This window comes from Corynebacterium choanae, assembly GCF_003813965.1.
Classification (GTDB): Bacteria; Actinomycetota; Actinomycetes; order Mycobacteriales; family Mycobacteriaceae; genus Corynebacterium; species Corynebacterium choanae.
The window spans coordinates 2,635,155-2,653,188 of sequence record NZ_CP033896.1 but is presented as its reverse complement, the minus strand read 5'-3'; the positions used below and the strand labels follow the sequence as shown (position 1 = coordinate 2,653,188).

Sequence of the window (18,034 nt, the reverse complement as noted above, 5' to 3'; positions counted from 1 at the left end):
GATCGCAACAGCGGCGCACACTCACCCGAAAAGGGGAGTCCGTTGCGTTATATTGCTCACCTGTTGTGCTGAATATGGGTGATATCGTGTGTACTCAAAGTGCAACCCTAGAGTGCACCCGTGTAGACACACGCCACGTCCACCACAGCTGGTGGCCGCGGCATCATGGCAGCACGGTGTGCAGGGCAAATTTCTCCCCGCCAACCTCATCTAAGGTAATAGTGATGATGGTGGGGGAGTGCACACTACTGAGTTTTTTCCATACTTACCACCACACGAAAGGCGAGAGGCAGCTATGTCCTCCCATGTACCTGCAGATTCCCGCTTAGCGCCGGCCCGTTCCTTCGATGGCGAACCATACTATGTTGAAGGTTACGTCCCGAGCTCTTACGATGCCCCCCACTCCGCGCTGCTGCGCAGCTCCACCTGGATCGGGATGGGAATGATCTTGAGCTCCGTGATCGGCATCGGCACCTGGGTGTTCGGCCTTGGGGTGCAACGTGACGGCATCATGGCTGACAATGGCATGACCTTCGTCATCATCGGTGTGGTGCTCATGCTGGCACTGTGGATCGGTGGCGCAGCCCTGATTTACTCTGGCCGCAAGGGTGACCGCGAGTACAAGGCTCGTACCGGTCGCCACTAGTACCTGGCGTATATTCCGCAATACTGCGATAGCTGCCGCTGTGCCGGCTACGGGGTGAACCACGTTCACCCGCTATTGCAAGTCTTGTCACCTCCACACACCCCGTGGCTGATGATGGGAAATTCCTTCACGAAAGTTGTGCAACTTGCAGCTTTCATGGTGTTCCCCTCATTGTCACGGGGTGCTTGTTTTGCTATCTTCCACTAGGTTAGTGACGTGGATAAATATCGAATCATTGCGCTGGTGCTTTCGGCTATTCTCACGGTGCTCATTGCGTTGACGTTTATCAGTCGCGGGGCACAATTGTTGGCTGTCACCGGATAGATCAGCCCGGAATGGCTTTGCTGCACTTCTGGCCGTCACGCACCGTGGTGTTGCCCGTCACGTTTTTCAGTGTTCCGCCTTACCCGGCGGGCAGGTGCTTGCTGGTAAGTACACTCCTTGGCAGCGTTGGTTATTGATCTTGCTGCCAAGGGATGGTGAACGGGTTGTTGACCAGCATCGCTCACCGGTGCGCCCGGTGTGTTTTCCACGAGTTTGGCGTTACTGCTTTGTCTGCAACAGTAAAGGATGGTTATGGGGGCGCATAGTGCCAAGGAACAACCGGCGTTGTCGCCATTGGCGGTGCCTGGACCATCTCCGGCGGCGGAAGCTGCCCGGCGCAAATCGTTGCGCCGCTACAAGGCGTTGGCCACTTCCCTGCTGCTGGTTGCAGCAGCGATCTATTTAGGATGCCGGTGGATTGAAGCGACCGCTGATCCGCTGCCCACCTGGGTGGGGTTTGTGCGTGCCGCCGCCGAAGCGGGCATGGTCGGTGGCTTGGCGGACTGGTTTGCGGTCACTGCACTGTTTCGCCGTCCACTCGGATTACCGATTCCACATACGGCGATCGTGAAGAATAAGAAAGACCAGATCGGGGATTCCCTGTCGGGGTTTGTCGGGGAAAACTTCCTTAACGCCACATTGATCACCGAAAAAGTCCGGGCGGCAGGTGTCCCTGAGAAACTTGGCCGCTGGCTGGCTACTCCTGCAAACGCTGACAAAGTGTCGCTGGAAGCTGGGAAACTCACCGCGAATATTGTGCGGGCCATCGATCCGCACGAGGCCGCCCAGGTGATTGATTCGCAGCTGATTGCGCGGGCGTTCACCCCCCAGTGGGGTCCGCCCGCCGGGCGGCTGCTGGCGCAGCTTATCGACGAAGGAAAAACCGAACCGGTGGTTGATGAGCTGGCAGATTGGCTGCATCGGCGGGCGCTGGCCAGCGAAGCGCTGATCATTCGGGTGCTTGATGAGCGTCGCCCAGCGTGGGCGCCGAAAATTCTCAACGAAATGGTTGGCGACAAGGTGTATCGGGAATTGGTTACCTTTACCCGGGCGGTCGCCCACGACACCCATCACCCTGCCCGCGAATCAATGCGGAAATTCCTGCGTAAACTCAGCCGTGATCTGCAGGAAGACCCCACCACCATGGCGCGGGTGGAAGAGATCAAACACGACATTATGGGTTCCACCCCGGTGACTGGTGCTGCGGCAGCAATATGGCGGGCAACCAGCACAGGGCTGATCGCTGCCGCGGAAAACCCGCACAGTGTGCTGCGGGTAAAACTGCAAGAGCTTGCCCTTTCCTGGGGTGGGAATCTGCTCGACGACGCCGATCTGCGGGAATCTTTGGACAAGCGGGTCACTGGCGCGGCTGCCTTCCTCGCCGACAACTATGCCGAGGACATCACCAGCATTATCTCTGAGACCATTGCCCGCTGGGATGCGGATGAGGCAAGCGACAAAATCGAGCTGATGGTCGGCAAAGACCTGCAATATATTCGTCTCAACGGCACCATCGTCGGCTCCCTGGCCGGTTTGGCGATCTATACCGTGAGCCACTTCCTGTTTTTGTAGCACCATTGTGTTTACCCCGTTGGGGTATTGCTGCGAGTAGCCTGCCGGCACATCGGGTTATTCATCCCGGTGGCTGCGTGAGATCCCGCCAAACCGTGGTGGAACGTGGTTGATGCCATAATTGCCAACAGATGGAACCCATGCGCTACGCTAGTTCCACATGCAACACAGCCGCATGCTTACTGGCCGCGGTGCGGTTTTTCTAGTCATCAGGAGATCCTATGGCGTTCTCAGCAAAGCGCACGGTTCGTAAAGCCGCTGACAAATCCCGACTCATAGCAAGTAGTGTCGCTGGTGCGGCAGCAGAGAAAATCAGCCAGTCTTCCCTTGCCCACACTGCACCGGTTGCGAAGGTACAACAGCTGGTGGCCAGCACGAAAGCCACTGTCGACGATTTGCAGCATGGCCCATCACTGGCCTATCGGGCAGGGGACTTTGTTGGTGGGAAACTCCGCGAAGCGGGGGTGGCGCTTCCTGGTCTGGATCTTCCCGGTGGCGCGCAGCAAACTGCCACTAGCGATGACGGCGATATTGTTGACACCTATGTCGTTGAGGTCGACGAGAAGCAACAACATCGTTAAGCTACCGGATGCGGTGCACTGTGTGGTCACCGCCAACAACATCCCGAGCGCTGCCCGCTGGCACCAGTTCACAGCTTTACAAAGTAGGTGCACGCCGCAGTGGGGCAGTACACCGCGAGACACACCGTTGAAAGGATATGGTCGCCGATGATCTCCTGGCTGCAGGCAATAGGTCCGCTTGGCCTTATCATCCTGGCGTTGCATTTAGCAATCACCCTTGCCGGTATTGTTGGCGCCACCCAAATTGCGTTCACCCGCGATGATGCATTTACTGCTGCTGACCGGAAACCGAAATGGCAATGGTTCGCCATGGTGGCGCTCTCCACGTTGGCAGTGGTATCCCAGATTTGGCTGCTGTCAATCGTTGGCGTCGTCATTATTGGGATCTACTATTTTGATGTCCGCCCGCAGATCAAAGATTTGCTCTCCGGCAACAGCGCCTACTAAAGCACACTGTGACGCAATAGCAAACACCCTGTCCAGGAATCTGGGCAGGGTTTTGGTGTTTGTGCTCCGGGAGGATCACGGACGAAACAGGCCACAATCAGCAGCATTCCTGTGCTGTGACACAACAAGAATCCTGTGCGTGAAATTCATCACCCGGCATTCTCAGCAAGTGCTACCACAGTGGTTAAGTTCCCTTATTAATGCAGGACAGGGGCGGGACGTAAATCCGCTACATAAGGCCAATATAAGGAGCCTAAAAGAACAATAAAAATACCCAGATGTGGATACTTTCTCGTATTGAGCCTGGCTACAGCACTTGCTATCGTGGGGAGACTTTGCCTTCAGCTGGATCCTTAAGTGAATAGGCCGGCTGACCCACGAGAGGTGACCATGCACGAACCTTTAACAATCTTGAACAAAAGCCGATGGCAGCGGCTGCGAACACTCGCAGCGACGCTCTTTACCATTGTGCTCACACTCACCAGTGTGCAGATTATTGCTGCTGGTGAGGCAGCCGCGGCTACGTCCACCATGTCCGGTGGGGGGATAACTGTCAGCTTCGCTGATGCGACAGCAACCACGGGTACGGACTCGGTGCTGACGCTCAATGCGACGGTGAACTGTGCCTCGGTAGACTGCAGTGACGCAGTTACTTTTAGCATTGAACGGCCAAAGAACGTCGACCCGGATGCGGAGCTTCAGGTGAGTGCTCCTGGGTCGTTTTCCATCAAAGACGCGAGAGGGCCAAACCCGACAATTACGGTGAGCGGCCTTGGTTCCCAAAATAAGCTGAGTTTTTCTTGGGTTGTGGGGGATAACCCGGCCTACCCCGGTGAGTCTGATATTGCATGGTCAATGACTCACGGGGAGACCACACTGTCTTCGCAATCGCACGTCACCATCACCGGTACCCCTAAAAACACGGTGATGAAAGAGACCAGCAAAACGAAGCAAGCGATAAACGGTTATGTCTCCTACGAGCTGAAAATGGATCGTAAGGGCAACACCGGTCTGCTGGGCACGCTCGTCGATACGATTCCAGCAGGCATGGAGTTAGTCAGTATCGCTACCCTTCCTGAGGTGACACCAGAAATTGACCCGGTCTCAGGAGATGTGCGAAACGTTTCCCAAATCGTTGACCGCAACCAACTGTCGTTGCTCTCGAAAACCTATGTCAGCTGTGACAACGGGACATGTGATAAAAACACACGAGAAATTCGGATTACCGTTGATAAAAATCTGGACAATGCGCTCCGACAGGATCCCCAGCACCGTCTGAGTGTGCGGTACACGCTGAAAATCGTCGGCGAGCCTGCTAACGGATCGACTTGGGATAACACGTTCAAGTGGCAAAACGACACTGTCACCTATTTGGATGGGAAACGGGCAGACTCGAGCGACATTGCGCCGGAGGTGACCAGGTCGGTGAAGAAATCTGACGGTTCAGCCGGCAATGTCGGTAAAGCCGCCTACGGTATGACACTGGATCAGGTCAATAACATTGAGGGTGTGTTGAACTATTCGGATTCTGGATACTTCAACATTGCGGTGCGTAATGGCGAAACCGGTCCGCTGAAGCTCACCGATACTTTCCGACCCCAATACTGCGTGAAGTATGCCAACAATGTGGCGGGCAATGCGGAATGCGAGATCGCCGATAAAGATGCGGATCAGGGCTATTATTTCCGCCCGCAGCATATTATTGAGCCATCACTGGTTTATCTCGATGAAACCACTCGTCAGGCAGTGAAAGGTATTCCGCCGCACACGGTGACGTTTACTGCCAGTGACGGCCGAACTGAAGTAGTCAACATCGGTCCGATTGAGACTTCGGCTACCTATCGGTGGAACGTTTCGCTGCCAGAGGATTTCGTTGTTGCGAAGATGGAAGTGGAATATCCAGAGGTTCTTTCTCAGGAGCAGGTCATCTTACGCGTGTTCGGCAAGACCGTGGTTCCGGCGGGACTCTTCGCTAAAGATGACGGCACCGGGATGCATCCGCTGGTGTATATTGCCAACGATTTGGTGGGCGAATACCAGCAGACTGAAGATAAGCGGATAACCGCAAACAAGACAGCGATTATGCCTGTACGGCAAAGCCTGCCTGAACCGTTGCATGTGGTGACTATTGGCGACAGTCGTTTTGGTTCACCCAACAATGGAGTGCTTGACACCACAACGTTGAATATTCGGCCAGTCAACGCTGCGCAATTACAGGACTCATACTATCGCCCGTATGGCGTACTCGCGTTTCCACACGGTTTCCGTTTCGTCCCGAAGCAGCCAAATGAAAATCAGGCACAACGCTGCGTGCAGAAAAACACCGAACTGCTGGGCGATGCGGAAGGGAAAGTACCTTTCGACCCACGAGCTGTGTATTGGTATCGACTCAGCGAAGTCTCCCCCGGTGGTGGGGAAGTGTGGTCATGGACCGTACCAGAAAACATGGTGTTGCCCGCTAATTCCAATGACAATAATTGTCAGGTAGTGGGCAAGCTGTGGGCGGAAGGCGCCAAAGCTGGTGACTACAACAGTGAAAATCTTGCATCCGAATTTCCAAAGATCGCCAGCCTTATCACGATCGCCGATCCGGATTCCCCTATATCGCTGTCAGACAAAACCCGGACGTACACCGACAACTCCGACTATAAGCTGGGCTGCGGCCGGGACGGGAAGCTGTGCAAAGCTTCCAGCGTTCGGTGGAATCAGGTAACAGTGAGTGCTTCTGTGCAGTCCTATGCCACAGCAAACGTGAAGAAATATGCTGAAGGCGATAAGGATGGCGTCCCTGCAGCCGAAGTTGATGACAATGTTGGGCAAGAAGTCGATCCTGGGGGGAGCACCTCTTCCTCTGGGAAAACTCCGGTGATCAATCCGAAACCGGCGCCTGATTCCACAGATCCGACCGTTCCAAATTCGGTGCTCGATAATAGCGATGTTGAAGGCGACAACAGCACTACTGTGCAGGTAGCTTCGTCGCTCGACCCGGTCGAGGAGCGGTGGACAGCATTTCGTCCCGGCAATGACGAGTTGGGGGAGACCTCATATGCTACGCACGATGCGACGTTCTTCCTCAACGTGGGTTCAGCTGGGTCAATCCCGGTCAAGGACTATGTGCTCTACGACGCGCTTCCGGCAGCATCTTGGATTCCGCTCAACGAGTTGAGCCGCGATCAGGCCACCATGGCTGGAACCCATACCGAGTACGACGCAAATGGTGCGGTCTCTCGGGAGAATGTCGCCAATGGCACCGATCTCGTGCCACTGTTGGCAGGTCCGCTAGAGCTGCCTAATTATCGGTATTTTGACGAGCAGAAAAAGAAATGGGTGGAAGCACCCATGCCTGCTGAAGTGTTCTACTCCACCAGCGATAACCCGTGCCGTCCAGAGATGTCCCGCAACGGGAAAGAATTCCCTGCCGGCAGTGGCTGTACTGAGTTCAACGCTCATGGTGAATGGAAGACTGCTGAAGAACTCGGCGCCGATTTCGACTATTCGCAGGTGAAGTATCTGCGTGTTGAGTTCACAACAGCGCTGCTGGGCACGTTTGATCTGCCAGTGCGTATGACCATGCCGGAAAATTCCACTGACGGAAATGGCATTGAAGACTGGGATATTGCTGTTAACCGGGTGGCAACCCGTGCCACCGATTCGGTGACCGGCAGCGACCTGGGCACGGTAGAACCTGCTGTTGCCCGGGTGGCCTATGTGCCAGAGCTGGCGGTGAATAAGGCGATGATTATTCCGGCTAAGGGCCAGTCGTATGAAGAGGCGAAAGCCCACCTGCACGATGGTGACAATCCGGAAGAAGATCATCTTTTGGGTGTGGGGGACGAAGTCTATTTCCAGATTTCGGTCAGCACCCCGAATACGGCGCTCATTGCCTCCCCGGTGATTCGGGACTTTATTCCGCAAGGGTTGGAATATGTGTCAACGGTGCCAGAACATACGGTTGGCCAGGTGCTCACCGACTATGAGGATCACGGCAATACGCTTTCCGCGGAAGATCAGAAGCGCCTCAACCCGTCCTCCACTGTGGTGTGGCAGCCAGGTCCGCTCAATGATCAAGGCGTGCATGAGAACAACGGTTCAGTAAGACCCGCGGTGGTGACGATGAAACTGCGGATCACCGACGGTGTGGTCGGTACCGTCACCAACACTGCTGTTGGTGGAACGGTTACCCATTCGAATTCGCCGAATTGTGAGCCGAAGACTGCTGACCAGGTAGCTGCTGAAGGTTCTTCGCGTGGCACGAAAACCGACATTGGTTCCGTGTTGGGCTGTGACGCACAACAGTTAACTATTGCCCCATCCATTAGTGGTTCGGTGTTTGACCTGGGGGAGGAAACGGCACTTGATGCTGAAACCCCGCGGGTGACCGGGCTGGAAACGGGCGATTTGGTTGCTACCTTGCTAGACGCAAATGGTGAACCGGTGCGTGTTGATCCGGCGACGGGATTGCCAAAAGAAGATGGGGAAATCCTCACCGTGCCGGTGAATGCCGATGGCAGCTATCGTTTCCCGAAGGTTGTCCCTGGTGACTATCAGGTTCGCCTGAGCATCAGTGACGATGAAGCTGCGGCAAAGCGGGTACAGCAAAAGTATGTGTGGGCACCTGCCGACACCACTGCAGCTTCCATCAGCGCTGAGCACATTATTGACGGTGGTGCGCCAGCGTCGAACGATACGGTTGCAACCACCCCTAGGTTTACTGTTGCTGGCCGCGACAGCGAAGGACAGCTCAATCCAGCTGAATATCGCAGCGTGCCCAATGTGGACTTTGCGATGCGCGAGGTTCGCCGCGGCATTAGCTTGAGCAAGACTGCCGATTCCACAGCGGAGCTTGCCGTTGATAAGACGGCGACGTTCACCCTTACCGGTGGCAACACTGGCAATGTGGATTTGAGCAAGGTTCAGCTCACTGAGCCGTGGATCGCCTCACGCAACGCCACTGTTGCATGCACGATTACCAGCGCTACTGGTGAGGATGTTACGAACCTCCGCGGCGATCTGAATAGTGAAGATGGTGCGACGCTGGCAGTGGGCGACACCTATCGCTGCACGGTGACCTTTACCGCCACCCAAGAGGATGTGAATAATCAGCAACTGCTGAACAACACTGCCTCGATTCGCGGTGAACAAGCCGGGGAGGAAGTGACCGCTGAGGACACGGCAACCTATCCGGTGGTTGCGGCGAAACCAGCATTGGAAGTCACCAAGACGGTCAATGAGGAAAAGTCGGCGACACTCGGTCTTAACGAAACGGGACGGTTTACTATCACAGTGCGCAACACCGGCAATGTGACATTGAAAAATGTGGGCATTGCTGATGTGATGACCGTCGCCGGGGGTTCAACACAGCCGATGAAGCTGGTCTGTGGGCCAGATGCCACCCCGTTGAATGCCGACGATGCCACTGAGTCCACCCGGACGATGCTGACTCTTGCCCCTGATGAGCAACTCGAATGTGTTACCGAATTCACCGCTGATCAGGCGTTCCTTGATGCGCAGCAGGCACAAACCAACACGGTCTCCGTGACGGCAACAGCCCTTGTGCGTCAAGCTGATGACACGGTGAGCGAAGAAACACTCACGGCCACAGACAATGCTGTGGTGCGCCCAGTGGTGGCCGAACCGGCGATTAGCGCCACCAAGGAAGTGTCCCTGGATGGGAAAGCCTTCTCCGCGCAGGTTGATGGCACCCTGGAAAACCAAGGTGCACTCACCTATCGGATTACGGTGAAAAACACCGGCAACGTGGCAGTTCGCAACATCACCATTGCCGACACGCTGCGCGGCCGGGCACAAGAAGAGACGCTCGCGGCAGGAACTTGCACCGATCAAGCCACAGGCCAGGAGATTGCTGCGGACAATGGGTTTACCCTTGCCGCAGGTCAAACAGTGTACTGTCTTGTGCCGTTGACCTATACGCAAGAAGATCTCGACCGGCAGGTCGATTTGGTCAACACGGTTGACGTCACCGGTGATGTCCTCGTCATGAACGAGGACGGTAATCCGGTACTTAACGAAGGTGCGGTCAGCGACAAAGACAATGTTGCAACAGTGACCCCACCGGCCGCGAAGCCGGAATTGCTGCTGGTAAAGCGCGCCGCGGAAGACACACGTCAGCCGTTGCTGGTCGGTGATAAAGTGACCTACTACTTCGATGTCACCAACACCGGAAACACCACGATCCGCCAGATCACCATCGAAGATAAAAAGCTGAAGGATGTCACCTGTCCTGCGGATGGTGCTGCGAATCTTGCCGTTGGGCAACAAATCACCTGCTCGGGAACCTATACGGTCACCGAAGGCGATGTTTCGGCAACAGTGGCATCCAGCTTGGTGAACACTGCAACCGCTAGTGGCCAGACAATCACCGGAACTCCGGTGACCTCTAACGAGGCCGCAGTGACCCTGCCGACGGGGGCGCCGAATCTGACCGTGACCAAAACCCCGATTGGTGTGGGTGGCGCGGATCTGAATAAGCTTCGGGCTGGTGACCAGGTGACCTATCAGATTCAGGTCACCAACAACGGCACTGCCACCTTAACCGGCGGCACGATCGTTGACGACATGCTCAAGAGTCGTGGCGTCACCAACCTGGAATGCCAAATCCCGGGTCAAGAGGACACTTTCAACGGATTCGACGGCTTGCCAGCATTGGATCCGCAAACAGTGGTTACCTGTGCTGCGACTATCGACATCACCCAAGAAGATGTTGATGCTTCCGTCACCATCAGTAATACGGTGGTGGCTAAAGGCAGCGATGCCAACGGCAAAGCTGTGCCCGACGCGACCGCCACGGCCGCTGTGGAAACCCTAGAACATGCGGGTCTCACCCTGGCGAAAAGCTCGAATGCGGACGGTGATCTTGTCGCAGGCGACACGGTGACCTACACCTTTACCGTCACCAACACCGGTGATGTCACCCTGCGTGATGTCACTATCACCGATGAGATGCTGACCAACCGTGGCGTAACGCTTGACTGCACTCCGCAGACACTGGCACCCGGTGAGCACTACACCTGCACCTCGCAGGAGTACACGGTGCAGCCAGCAGACGTTGGGGTACTGACCAATACCGCCAGCTACACCAGCATGCTGCCAAGCCAGTCCTTTAATATCGATGCGCCAACCGGCGAGTCGAATACGGTCAGCGACAACGTGGTTGCTCCTGGTATTGCGGTGGACAAGACCATCACCGATAAGCAGGAAAACTATGCCGTTGGCGACACCATCGCCTACGAGCTCACCGTGCGCAACACCGGCGAAACGGACTTGACGAATGTCAAGCTTGTCGACGCGCTCATCGATGAACGGGTGCGACGCGGTGACAATTCCGCCACCGCTGTGGAATGTGCTGAGAATCCGGCATTGACCAGCGCTGACGGTGGGACGCTCGCCAAGGGTGCGGCGGTGAAATGTAGCGCAGCATTAACTGTCACCCAGGCCGATGTTGACGGCGGGGCAAGCATTGACAACACCGCATCCGTGGAGGGTCGCACCCGCAAGGCGCCGGTGGTGAAAGACCAGGCGACCGCTGCAGCAACGTTGCGGCAAGACACTGGGCTGACCTTGAAGAAACAGGTTGCGGACAAGCAGGGGCTCTACCAGGCGGGCGATACTGTCCGCTATGAGTTCACGGTGGAAAACACCGGCCAGCGCACCATCAAGGATCTCACCATTGACGATCCGATGCTCGCTCAAGCTGGTGTCGACATTGTTTGTGATGAGACAGTCCTGCAAGATGGTCTTGCCGCAGGTGAGACGGTGACCTGCCATGGTGACTATGTCATCACCGATGAGGATGCTGCCACCGGTGCACAAACCAACGAATTGGTGAACACTGCTACCGCCCATGGTGTTGATCCGGAGGATAACACGGTAGATAGCAATGCGGCGCAAGCTGTTGTCGCTACCGGTACCCCGTCGTTGACCATTGCGAAAACTTCCCGCATTCTCGAATCGGATGCGGCAAGCAGCAGCGCTGAAGATGATGGATCTGCGGCGGACCCAGTCCGAGATGACCAAGTCAGTGCCGGTTCCCGGATCGAGTGGGCGATCACTGTCACCAACAGTGGTAACGCCCCCGCTGAGGGCGTGGTGATCAACGATCCACGGTTCGCTGATGCCAGCGATATTGCCTGCTATCCGAACCTGCCGGCGCAAGCCGCAGGGGATGCTACCGCTGATGCGGCAACGCAAGCACGCTATATTCGCCCAGAGGCGGACGGGATTGCACCGCAGGCAATTGACACTGTTGCCGCCGGCGACACGGTCACCTGTTTTGCGATCACCACTGTCACCCAAAGAGAAGTGGATGCCAGCGATTCGGTGATCAACACGGCGACAGTCACCCGGAATGTGCACGGCAGTGGCGACGACACCCCGCAAACCGTTACCTCCCCGGAGGCGACTGCAACTGTGCCAACCGCCACCTTGGCTGGGATCACCTTGGCCAAAGCGGTGAGTGCGGACACGGCCAAGCAGCAGTATGTGGAAGGCGACGAGGTGGTCTACACCTTGACAGTGACCAACACTGGCACGGTGACATTGGACAACATTGTTGTCACCGACCCGATGTTCGGCGACGATCCGATCACCTGCCCGGAGGCCACTCTTGCCCCCGGCCAACAGATGGAATGTGTCACCCCGCCGCACCGGGTCACCGCTGCGGAAGCAGCCGCCGACTCCGGTGAACTGCTCAATGTGGCCACGGTGACTGCCGTAACCCCAGCAGATCGCAGCAACCTCACCACCGAGGACGGGACGGAAATCCCGACCGGTGGCAGTGTGGGTAGTGATGCGGAGGTAACAGTTCCTGTTGGTCGGCCGTCGATTCAGCTCACCAAGGAAGCTGACCGTTCCAGTGATTGGGCTGCCGATGATGAAGTGACCTTCACCCTCACGGCCACCAACACGGGCACCACCCCACTTGCTGGTGTGGTGATCAAGGATCCGTGGTTTAGCCCCGAATCCTTGGAGTGCGACCAGCCGGCAGCCGCCACCACCGGGGTCACCTTGGAAAAACAGGGTGATTCGGTGACCTGTCGGGGGAAGAAGACCATCACCCAGGACGAAGTCGATGCCCAAGATGCATTGGTCAACACTGCCCGGGTGGACGCCTACACCACTGGTATTGCTGCCGACGGTGAATCATCCCCCGAGGAGACCACCAACCGGGTGCCGGTAGACGACACCGCCACCGCCACCATCACCGTGGTTGAGGATGCTGCCCTGCAGCTGGAAAAAACCATCGACAACCAGCGGAAGCAATACATCGAAGGGGACACGGTCACCTACCGGTTTACCGCAACGAACACCGGCAAGGTCACCCTGCACAATGTGAAGGTGATCGATCCGAAGTTCGGCGAAGCCGTGTTCACCTGTGAACCGGCGACGGTGAAACCGGGGCAAATCGTGGAATGCGGCACCCAAGATCATGTGGTGACCGCTGATGAGGCTGCCGCCGGGAAGGTGAGCAACACCGCCACCGTCACCGGGCTTACCCCGAAGATGGCCGATGACACCCCCTTCGAATTCCGGGTCCGGGATGAAGACACGGTCGAGTTCGCCACCGGTGTACCAGCCTTGGCGATCACGAAAACCAGTGATGTTGCCCCGGAGGCTGCCCTCCACGCCGGTGATGTGATCACCTACACGGTGACGATCAGCAACGTGGGCACCACCCCGGCTGAAAACGTGAAGCTCGTTGATGCCATGTTGGACAGCCCACAGGTATCTGATGTCACCTGTGAAGATCAAGCAGTGCTCAACGGTACTGCTGGACTCGCTATCGGGGATGACACATCGTGCACCTACCGCTACACCATCAGCCAAAAGGATGTTGACCGCTATGCCGGGTTGAGCAATACCGCTGCAGCGCAGGCAAGCTTCGGGACGAAAACAATCGACCCGGTGACAGCGACTGTGCACCGCAACCTCGGCCACGATCCGAAGATCTCACTGGTTAAGGAAGTCGACGAGCCGCAGGACTACTATGTTGCCGGCGACGAGGTTTCCTACCGGTTCACGGTGACCAATGAAGGCGATGTCACCGTTGACGGTTTGGTGATCAACGATCAACTGCTCACTGACCGGCAGGTGGCGATCACCTGTGCCGCAACTCAGCTGGCGCCAGGGGAAACCACCATCTGTCGTTCCGCGAAGCTGTCGGTCACTGACGCCGATGTCGAAGCAGGTGTGATCAACAATGTGGCAACTGTGAGTGCGACTGTGCCGCTGCGGGAAGTATCCAATGAGGATGCGACCATCGCCGTGGACAGCAGTGTGGTGACCTCACAAGAGTCGACGGCGACAGTGAATACTGCACGCCCCGCGTTGACGATCAGTAAGACGGTGACCGAGTCACGGTCCTATCAGGTCGGTGAAGTGATCCGCTATGAGATTGTGGTGACCAACCCTGGCACCATCCCCGTGGAGAAGATCACCGTGGCCGACAAGGATCTGGCGGAACGCGGCGGCTCGCTGACCTGTCCGCGGCCAGGGTTCACCACCGGCCAGGGTCGTCTGGCCGCCGGTGAGAAGATCACCTGTGTCGGCGAAGAAACCGTCACTCAGCAGCAGATAAAACAAGATTCGCTTACCAACACGGCAACCGCCCGCGGTAGCTTCCGTGGGGTGGAGTCTGATGAAGCCACCGCCTCGGTGAAGGTGCCGTTGGCTCCCCGTGAAGCCGGCTTGAGTGTCAAGATTTTCGCCGACAACGCCGAGGCCACCACCGGGGAGACCTTCGGTGATGGGCAAACCGCTAAGGAAGCAGTGCTCGTCGATGCGAACACCCCCATCACGGCCGCGATCACCATTGCAAACACTGGTAAGTCACCACTGGCCGGTGTCACCGTGGCAGTCGACGGTGTTAATCCGGCAGCAATTGCAGGATTCACCCTCGCCGGCGATGCGACCCCAACTACCGGTACCCCGCAGCCAGGAATGATCCTGCGGGTCACCCCGGAGGGGGAGATCGTGTTCTCCAGCGACGAAACCCTGCTCCCACTGGTGCTGCTACCAAGACAGGAATTGTCTGCCACAGTCACTATTGATGGTCGTGCCGACGGTGTGATCAACCATGGTCTCTCCGTCACCGGTGTCAACAGCGATAGCAACCAGCCGCTCACCGCTGCTGATGCGTTCTACACTGCGGTGAAAGCACCCCAACCTGGTGCGATTAGCGGCACGATCTTCGAAGATCGGGAAACTATCGGCAGCCTTGATCCGCAGGATTCAGGCATTGCCGATGTCACCGTGGAACTGCACGACGCTGACGGCAAAGTGATCGCTACCACCACCACTGATCAGGACGGCTACTATCACTTCGATACGCTTCCTGCCGGTGACTATGTGGTCGTGGTGCAAACCCCAGACGGAATGGTGCAATCCGCCGATCCGGATAACGGTGCACTCAGCGAATCCTTTACCGTAACCGTCACTGAAGGCAACACCAGCACTGATGTGAACTTCGGCTACCAGAAGGAAACGCACACGAAACCAAACCCGGATGAAGAAACCACTCCGGAGCCGGAGGAGCCAACGACTACCCCAGAGGAACCTGGTGAGCCGGAGGAGCCGTCCGTAGTGAAGCCGAAGCCTGATGAGGAACCAGGCGAGTCCTCCTCGAGTGAGCTGCCGTGGTGGACCTGGTTGATCCCACCACTGGCTGTGCTGCCACTACTGCCATCGGTGATTCCTTCACTGCCGGCACCGTCGGTACCTACTGCACCACCAGCTGTACCAAGTGAGCAGCCGGCAGCCGACACTGCACCGCAGCAACCGGTAGAGCAGCCAGTTCACGATCCGGGGCAGCATCTGTTGGCGCGCACCGGTGCCAATGTGGAAACACTTGCGCTGGTCAGCCTGCTGGCAGTTGTTGGTGGGTTCGCGCTCATGCTGGTTGCTTCCCGGCGGCGGAAAACACAGCAGTAGTGACCATCCGGGTGGCAGGAAGCTGCCTGGTTAAGCAATAACTCAATACAGATGCCGGGCACCTTCGGCAGATGATGAGGTCTTACCGATTTATCACCTACCGGTGCCCGGCAGGCCACAAAGCCTGGAGCTGTTTGCGCAACGATCTTCTTCGCCCGAACACGTTCCAGGCTTTGGCCATTTCCCCCCCTTAAAGACTGCTGCTCCAGCTGGTGAAACAACAACGGGGGAGCGGATCCTGTGCTGTGCTTTGCGCCAACGTCACTCGGCAACTCGTGTCGCACTAGTTGTGCTGTGCTGCATGGGTGTCTCGCTTTACAACGGAGTGGGATAGAGCTGCGACAACAACAAGGAAGTGGACAGGTTTGCCCTTCTTTGGAATCTCGATGCATCTGCGCTCGTCAATGACCTTGCAGTCAGCCAGATCGCTACGCCATTGCCAGCTTGCTAAATCTGTGACTACCTTCCAAATTTGTTCTGGCTCATAGGGAAAGTCTTCCTCCCAAACCACAACTATTTGTCTCATTATTGTCCACTTTTGCTCGCCATCCTCCTAGTAGGAAGTAAATGACCTGATGGCTCGTGATGGTACGAACAGGGGCGGACGCCGCATCCGTGCAGGCACCAACCCCGACCCCCTCACAGACCTCCTGACCAATGGCCGCACCGGACGCATCTAGAGCGTTGATGGTCCGCCGGAGCCATAGGACTTCACCGGCACCGACACGCACGAAGGTGCACTCCTGGCGGGCGTGGACATGCCAGAGCCCTCCGCATACCTTGCGGCACAACAGCAGGATGGTAGCCCGCTTGGGGCTGATGCGTTTTACCGTGAGACGAGGGCGTGGCTGGCCGATAAGGGCTGCATCCAGAGTTCATCTCCAAACGCCTCCTTGAAGCGTATGCGCAGTCTTTCGCCCGCTTCATCTCATGCGAAAAAGCCATCAGTGACTTCGACCTGCTGGGTAAACCTCCAACAACTGGGGCTGCTATCGCCAGCCCGTTTGTGGCCATGAGCCAGAGTTATCAGAAGCAGACGAATGCGTTGTGATACGAGATTTTCGACATCGTTAAAGCCAACTGCGCCACCGGCTCCACACCCCTGCCATCAGACCCGATGGAACGACTCTTGCAGAACCGCTAACCAAGCCGGCTCCGCTTTCGTCGCTTCTCTCTTTGATCTCCACCCGTGTTGGTGGAGATCTTCCCGTTTTACGCCCTCTGATTCTTAAGGATTCTTGTCATGACCACGACTGCTCTCACCCCACACACCCCACCCACCATCGACTTCAGGGCCAGTGAGCCTCTTTGCCCGGAATGACGTGTGGGTCTATCGCCAAGCAGCTGACCGAAGTGTGAATCCCTAACCCGGAAAGGGCCGGGGGCAAGAAAACCCAGGGCAAATGGGCCTACAGCGGCATCCTCTCGACTTTGACCAACGAGAAGTACCAGGGCGACGCCCTCTTGCCACAATCCTATGTGGAAGACTTCCTGGCCAAGGAGCAGATGAAAAACCAAGGGCAAGATTCCCCAGTACTACGTGTCAGGTTCCCACCCAGCCATCATCGACCCGGACACCTGGCAATTGGTCTAACTCATCATGGATGCCAGGAAGGGGCGTTGCGCTTCCCACCCCCTTCACCGCGACACGCAAGTGCACAGTGTGCGGCGGGATTGACGGGGTCTAAGACTTGGCACTCCAACGCCCCCTATCGGCGCACCATCTCGCAGTGCAATAACAAAGACACGCGCAAGCACCCAGAGCAAATGCCTCACCCGCAGGCCGACCAGATTGCCCAGGCCTAACAGCCACTCGCCCTAGCCCAGAACTACCTCGACAACCTCGTATCCCTGGCCCTGGGAGCGCTCACGTTCACCCACGCCCTATGGTTCACCCTCATCGTACACGCCACCATCTACCCAGATTGGCGTATCGAGTTCATCTTCAAAGCCGGCATCACCATCGGGCCGCTAGTGATCGAGCGGGAGCGGGCTGATAAAGGCTAACCACAGGCAGTGGACTTGTTCTTCTAGGTCAACGTCTTGGGCTCCAGCTGTGGTGGCGCTGGTGAGGATTTTGCCTTGCAGATACAACGTGGTGATGCCATGGACGAATCCCCACAGTGCGGTTAGGAACGTGTCGGTAGCGTGATGGGGATACCAGTGGTGGACTTGGCTGGATAAGAAGGCGGTCAAGTCTTTGACGGCTTCGACTCGTTCAGGGGCAGTGGGGTCGCACTGGGTGGTGAACATCAGGGAAAACAAAGGCTCGTTGTCACGTGCCCAGATGATGTAAGCCCAGGCAAGTCGCCACATATCCTCGCGGGCGTCAACGTTGGTTTCATGCTCGGTTTTCAAGCACTGCAACAGTTCGCCATAGCCTTGAGCAGCAAGCGCCGATTCAAGGGCTTGCTTGTCTGCGAAATGGCGGTAAACCGCTGTAGGTGTAACGCCAGTTTCCTTGGCTAGAGCACGCAAAGACAACGTTGACGATTGAGCGAGCATGGAACGCGCTTGT

At 56.9% G+C, this 18,034-nt stretch carries 6 protein-coding genes; 5 read left to right on the top strand and 1 reads right to left on the bottom strand.

The features are described 5' to 3' along the window. Positions 1–295: 295 nt before the first annotated feature. The 5 genes from CCHOA_RS09555 (at position 296) to CCHOA_RS09535 (ending at position 15,516) form a co-directional block, all read left to right on the top strand. The gene (locus CCHOA_RS09555) at positions 296–646 is read left to right on the top strand and encodes a hypothetical protein (protein WP_123929966.1); all 351 of its coding nucleotides are present in this window, start codon (positions 296–298) and stop codon (positions 644–646) included. A 576-nt stretch (positions 647–1,222) separates the two neighbouring features. Next, positions 1,223–2,542, top strand: a complete 1,320-nt coding sequence (locus CCHOA_RS09550; protein WP_123929963.1) for a DUF445 domain-containing protein — start codon at positions 1,223–1,225, stop codon at positions 2,540–2,542. 221 nt (positions 2,543–2,763) lie between these two features. Beyond that, a complete protein-coding gene (locus tag CCHOA_RS09545; protein WP_123929960.1) occupies positions 2,764–3,123 on the top strand; it encodes a hypothetical protein in 360 nt (119 codons plus the stop codon). Between the two features lie 147 nt (positions 3,124–3,270). Then, the gene (locus CCHOA_RS09540; protein WP_123929957.1) at positions 3,271–3,570 is read left to right on the top strand and encodes a DUF2516 family protein; all 300 of its coding nucleotides are present in this window, start codon (positions 3,271–3,273) and stop codon (positions 3,568–3,570) included. Positions 3,571–3,981: 411 nt separating this feature from the next. Beyond that, complete coding sequence (locus tag CCHOA_RS09535) at positions 3,982–15,516, top strand: DUF7507 domain-containing protein (protein WP_164472459.1); 11,535 nt, start codon at positions 3,982–3,984, stop codon at positions 15,514–15,516. 1,971 nt (positions 15,517–17,487) lie between these two features. Here CCHOA_RS09535 and CCHOA_RS09525 read toward each other — a convergent pair. Then, on the bottom strand, positions 17,488–18,021 hold the full coding sequence (locus tag CCHOA_RS09525) for a TetR/AcrR family transcriptional regulator (protein ID WP_164472491.1): 534 nt from the start codon (positions 18,019–18,021) through the stop codon (positions 17,488–17,490). Positions 18,022–18,034: the final 13 nt, after the last annotated feature.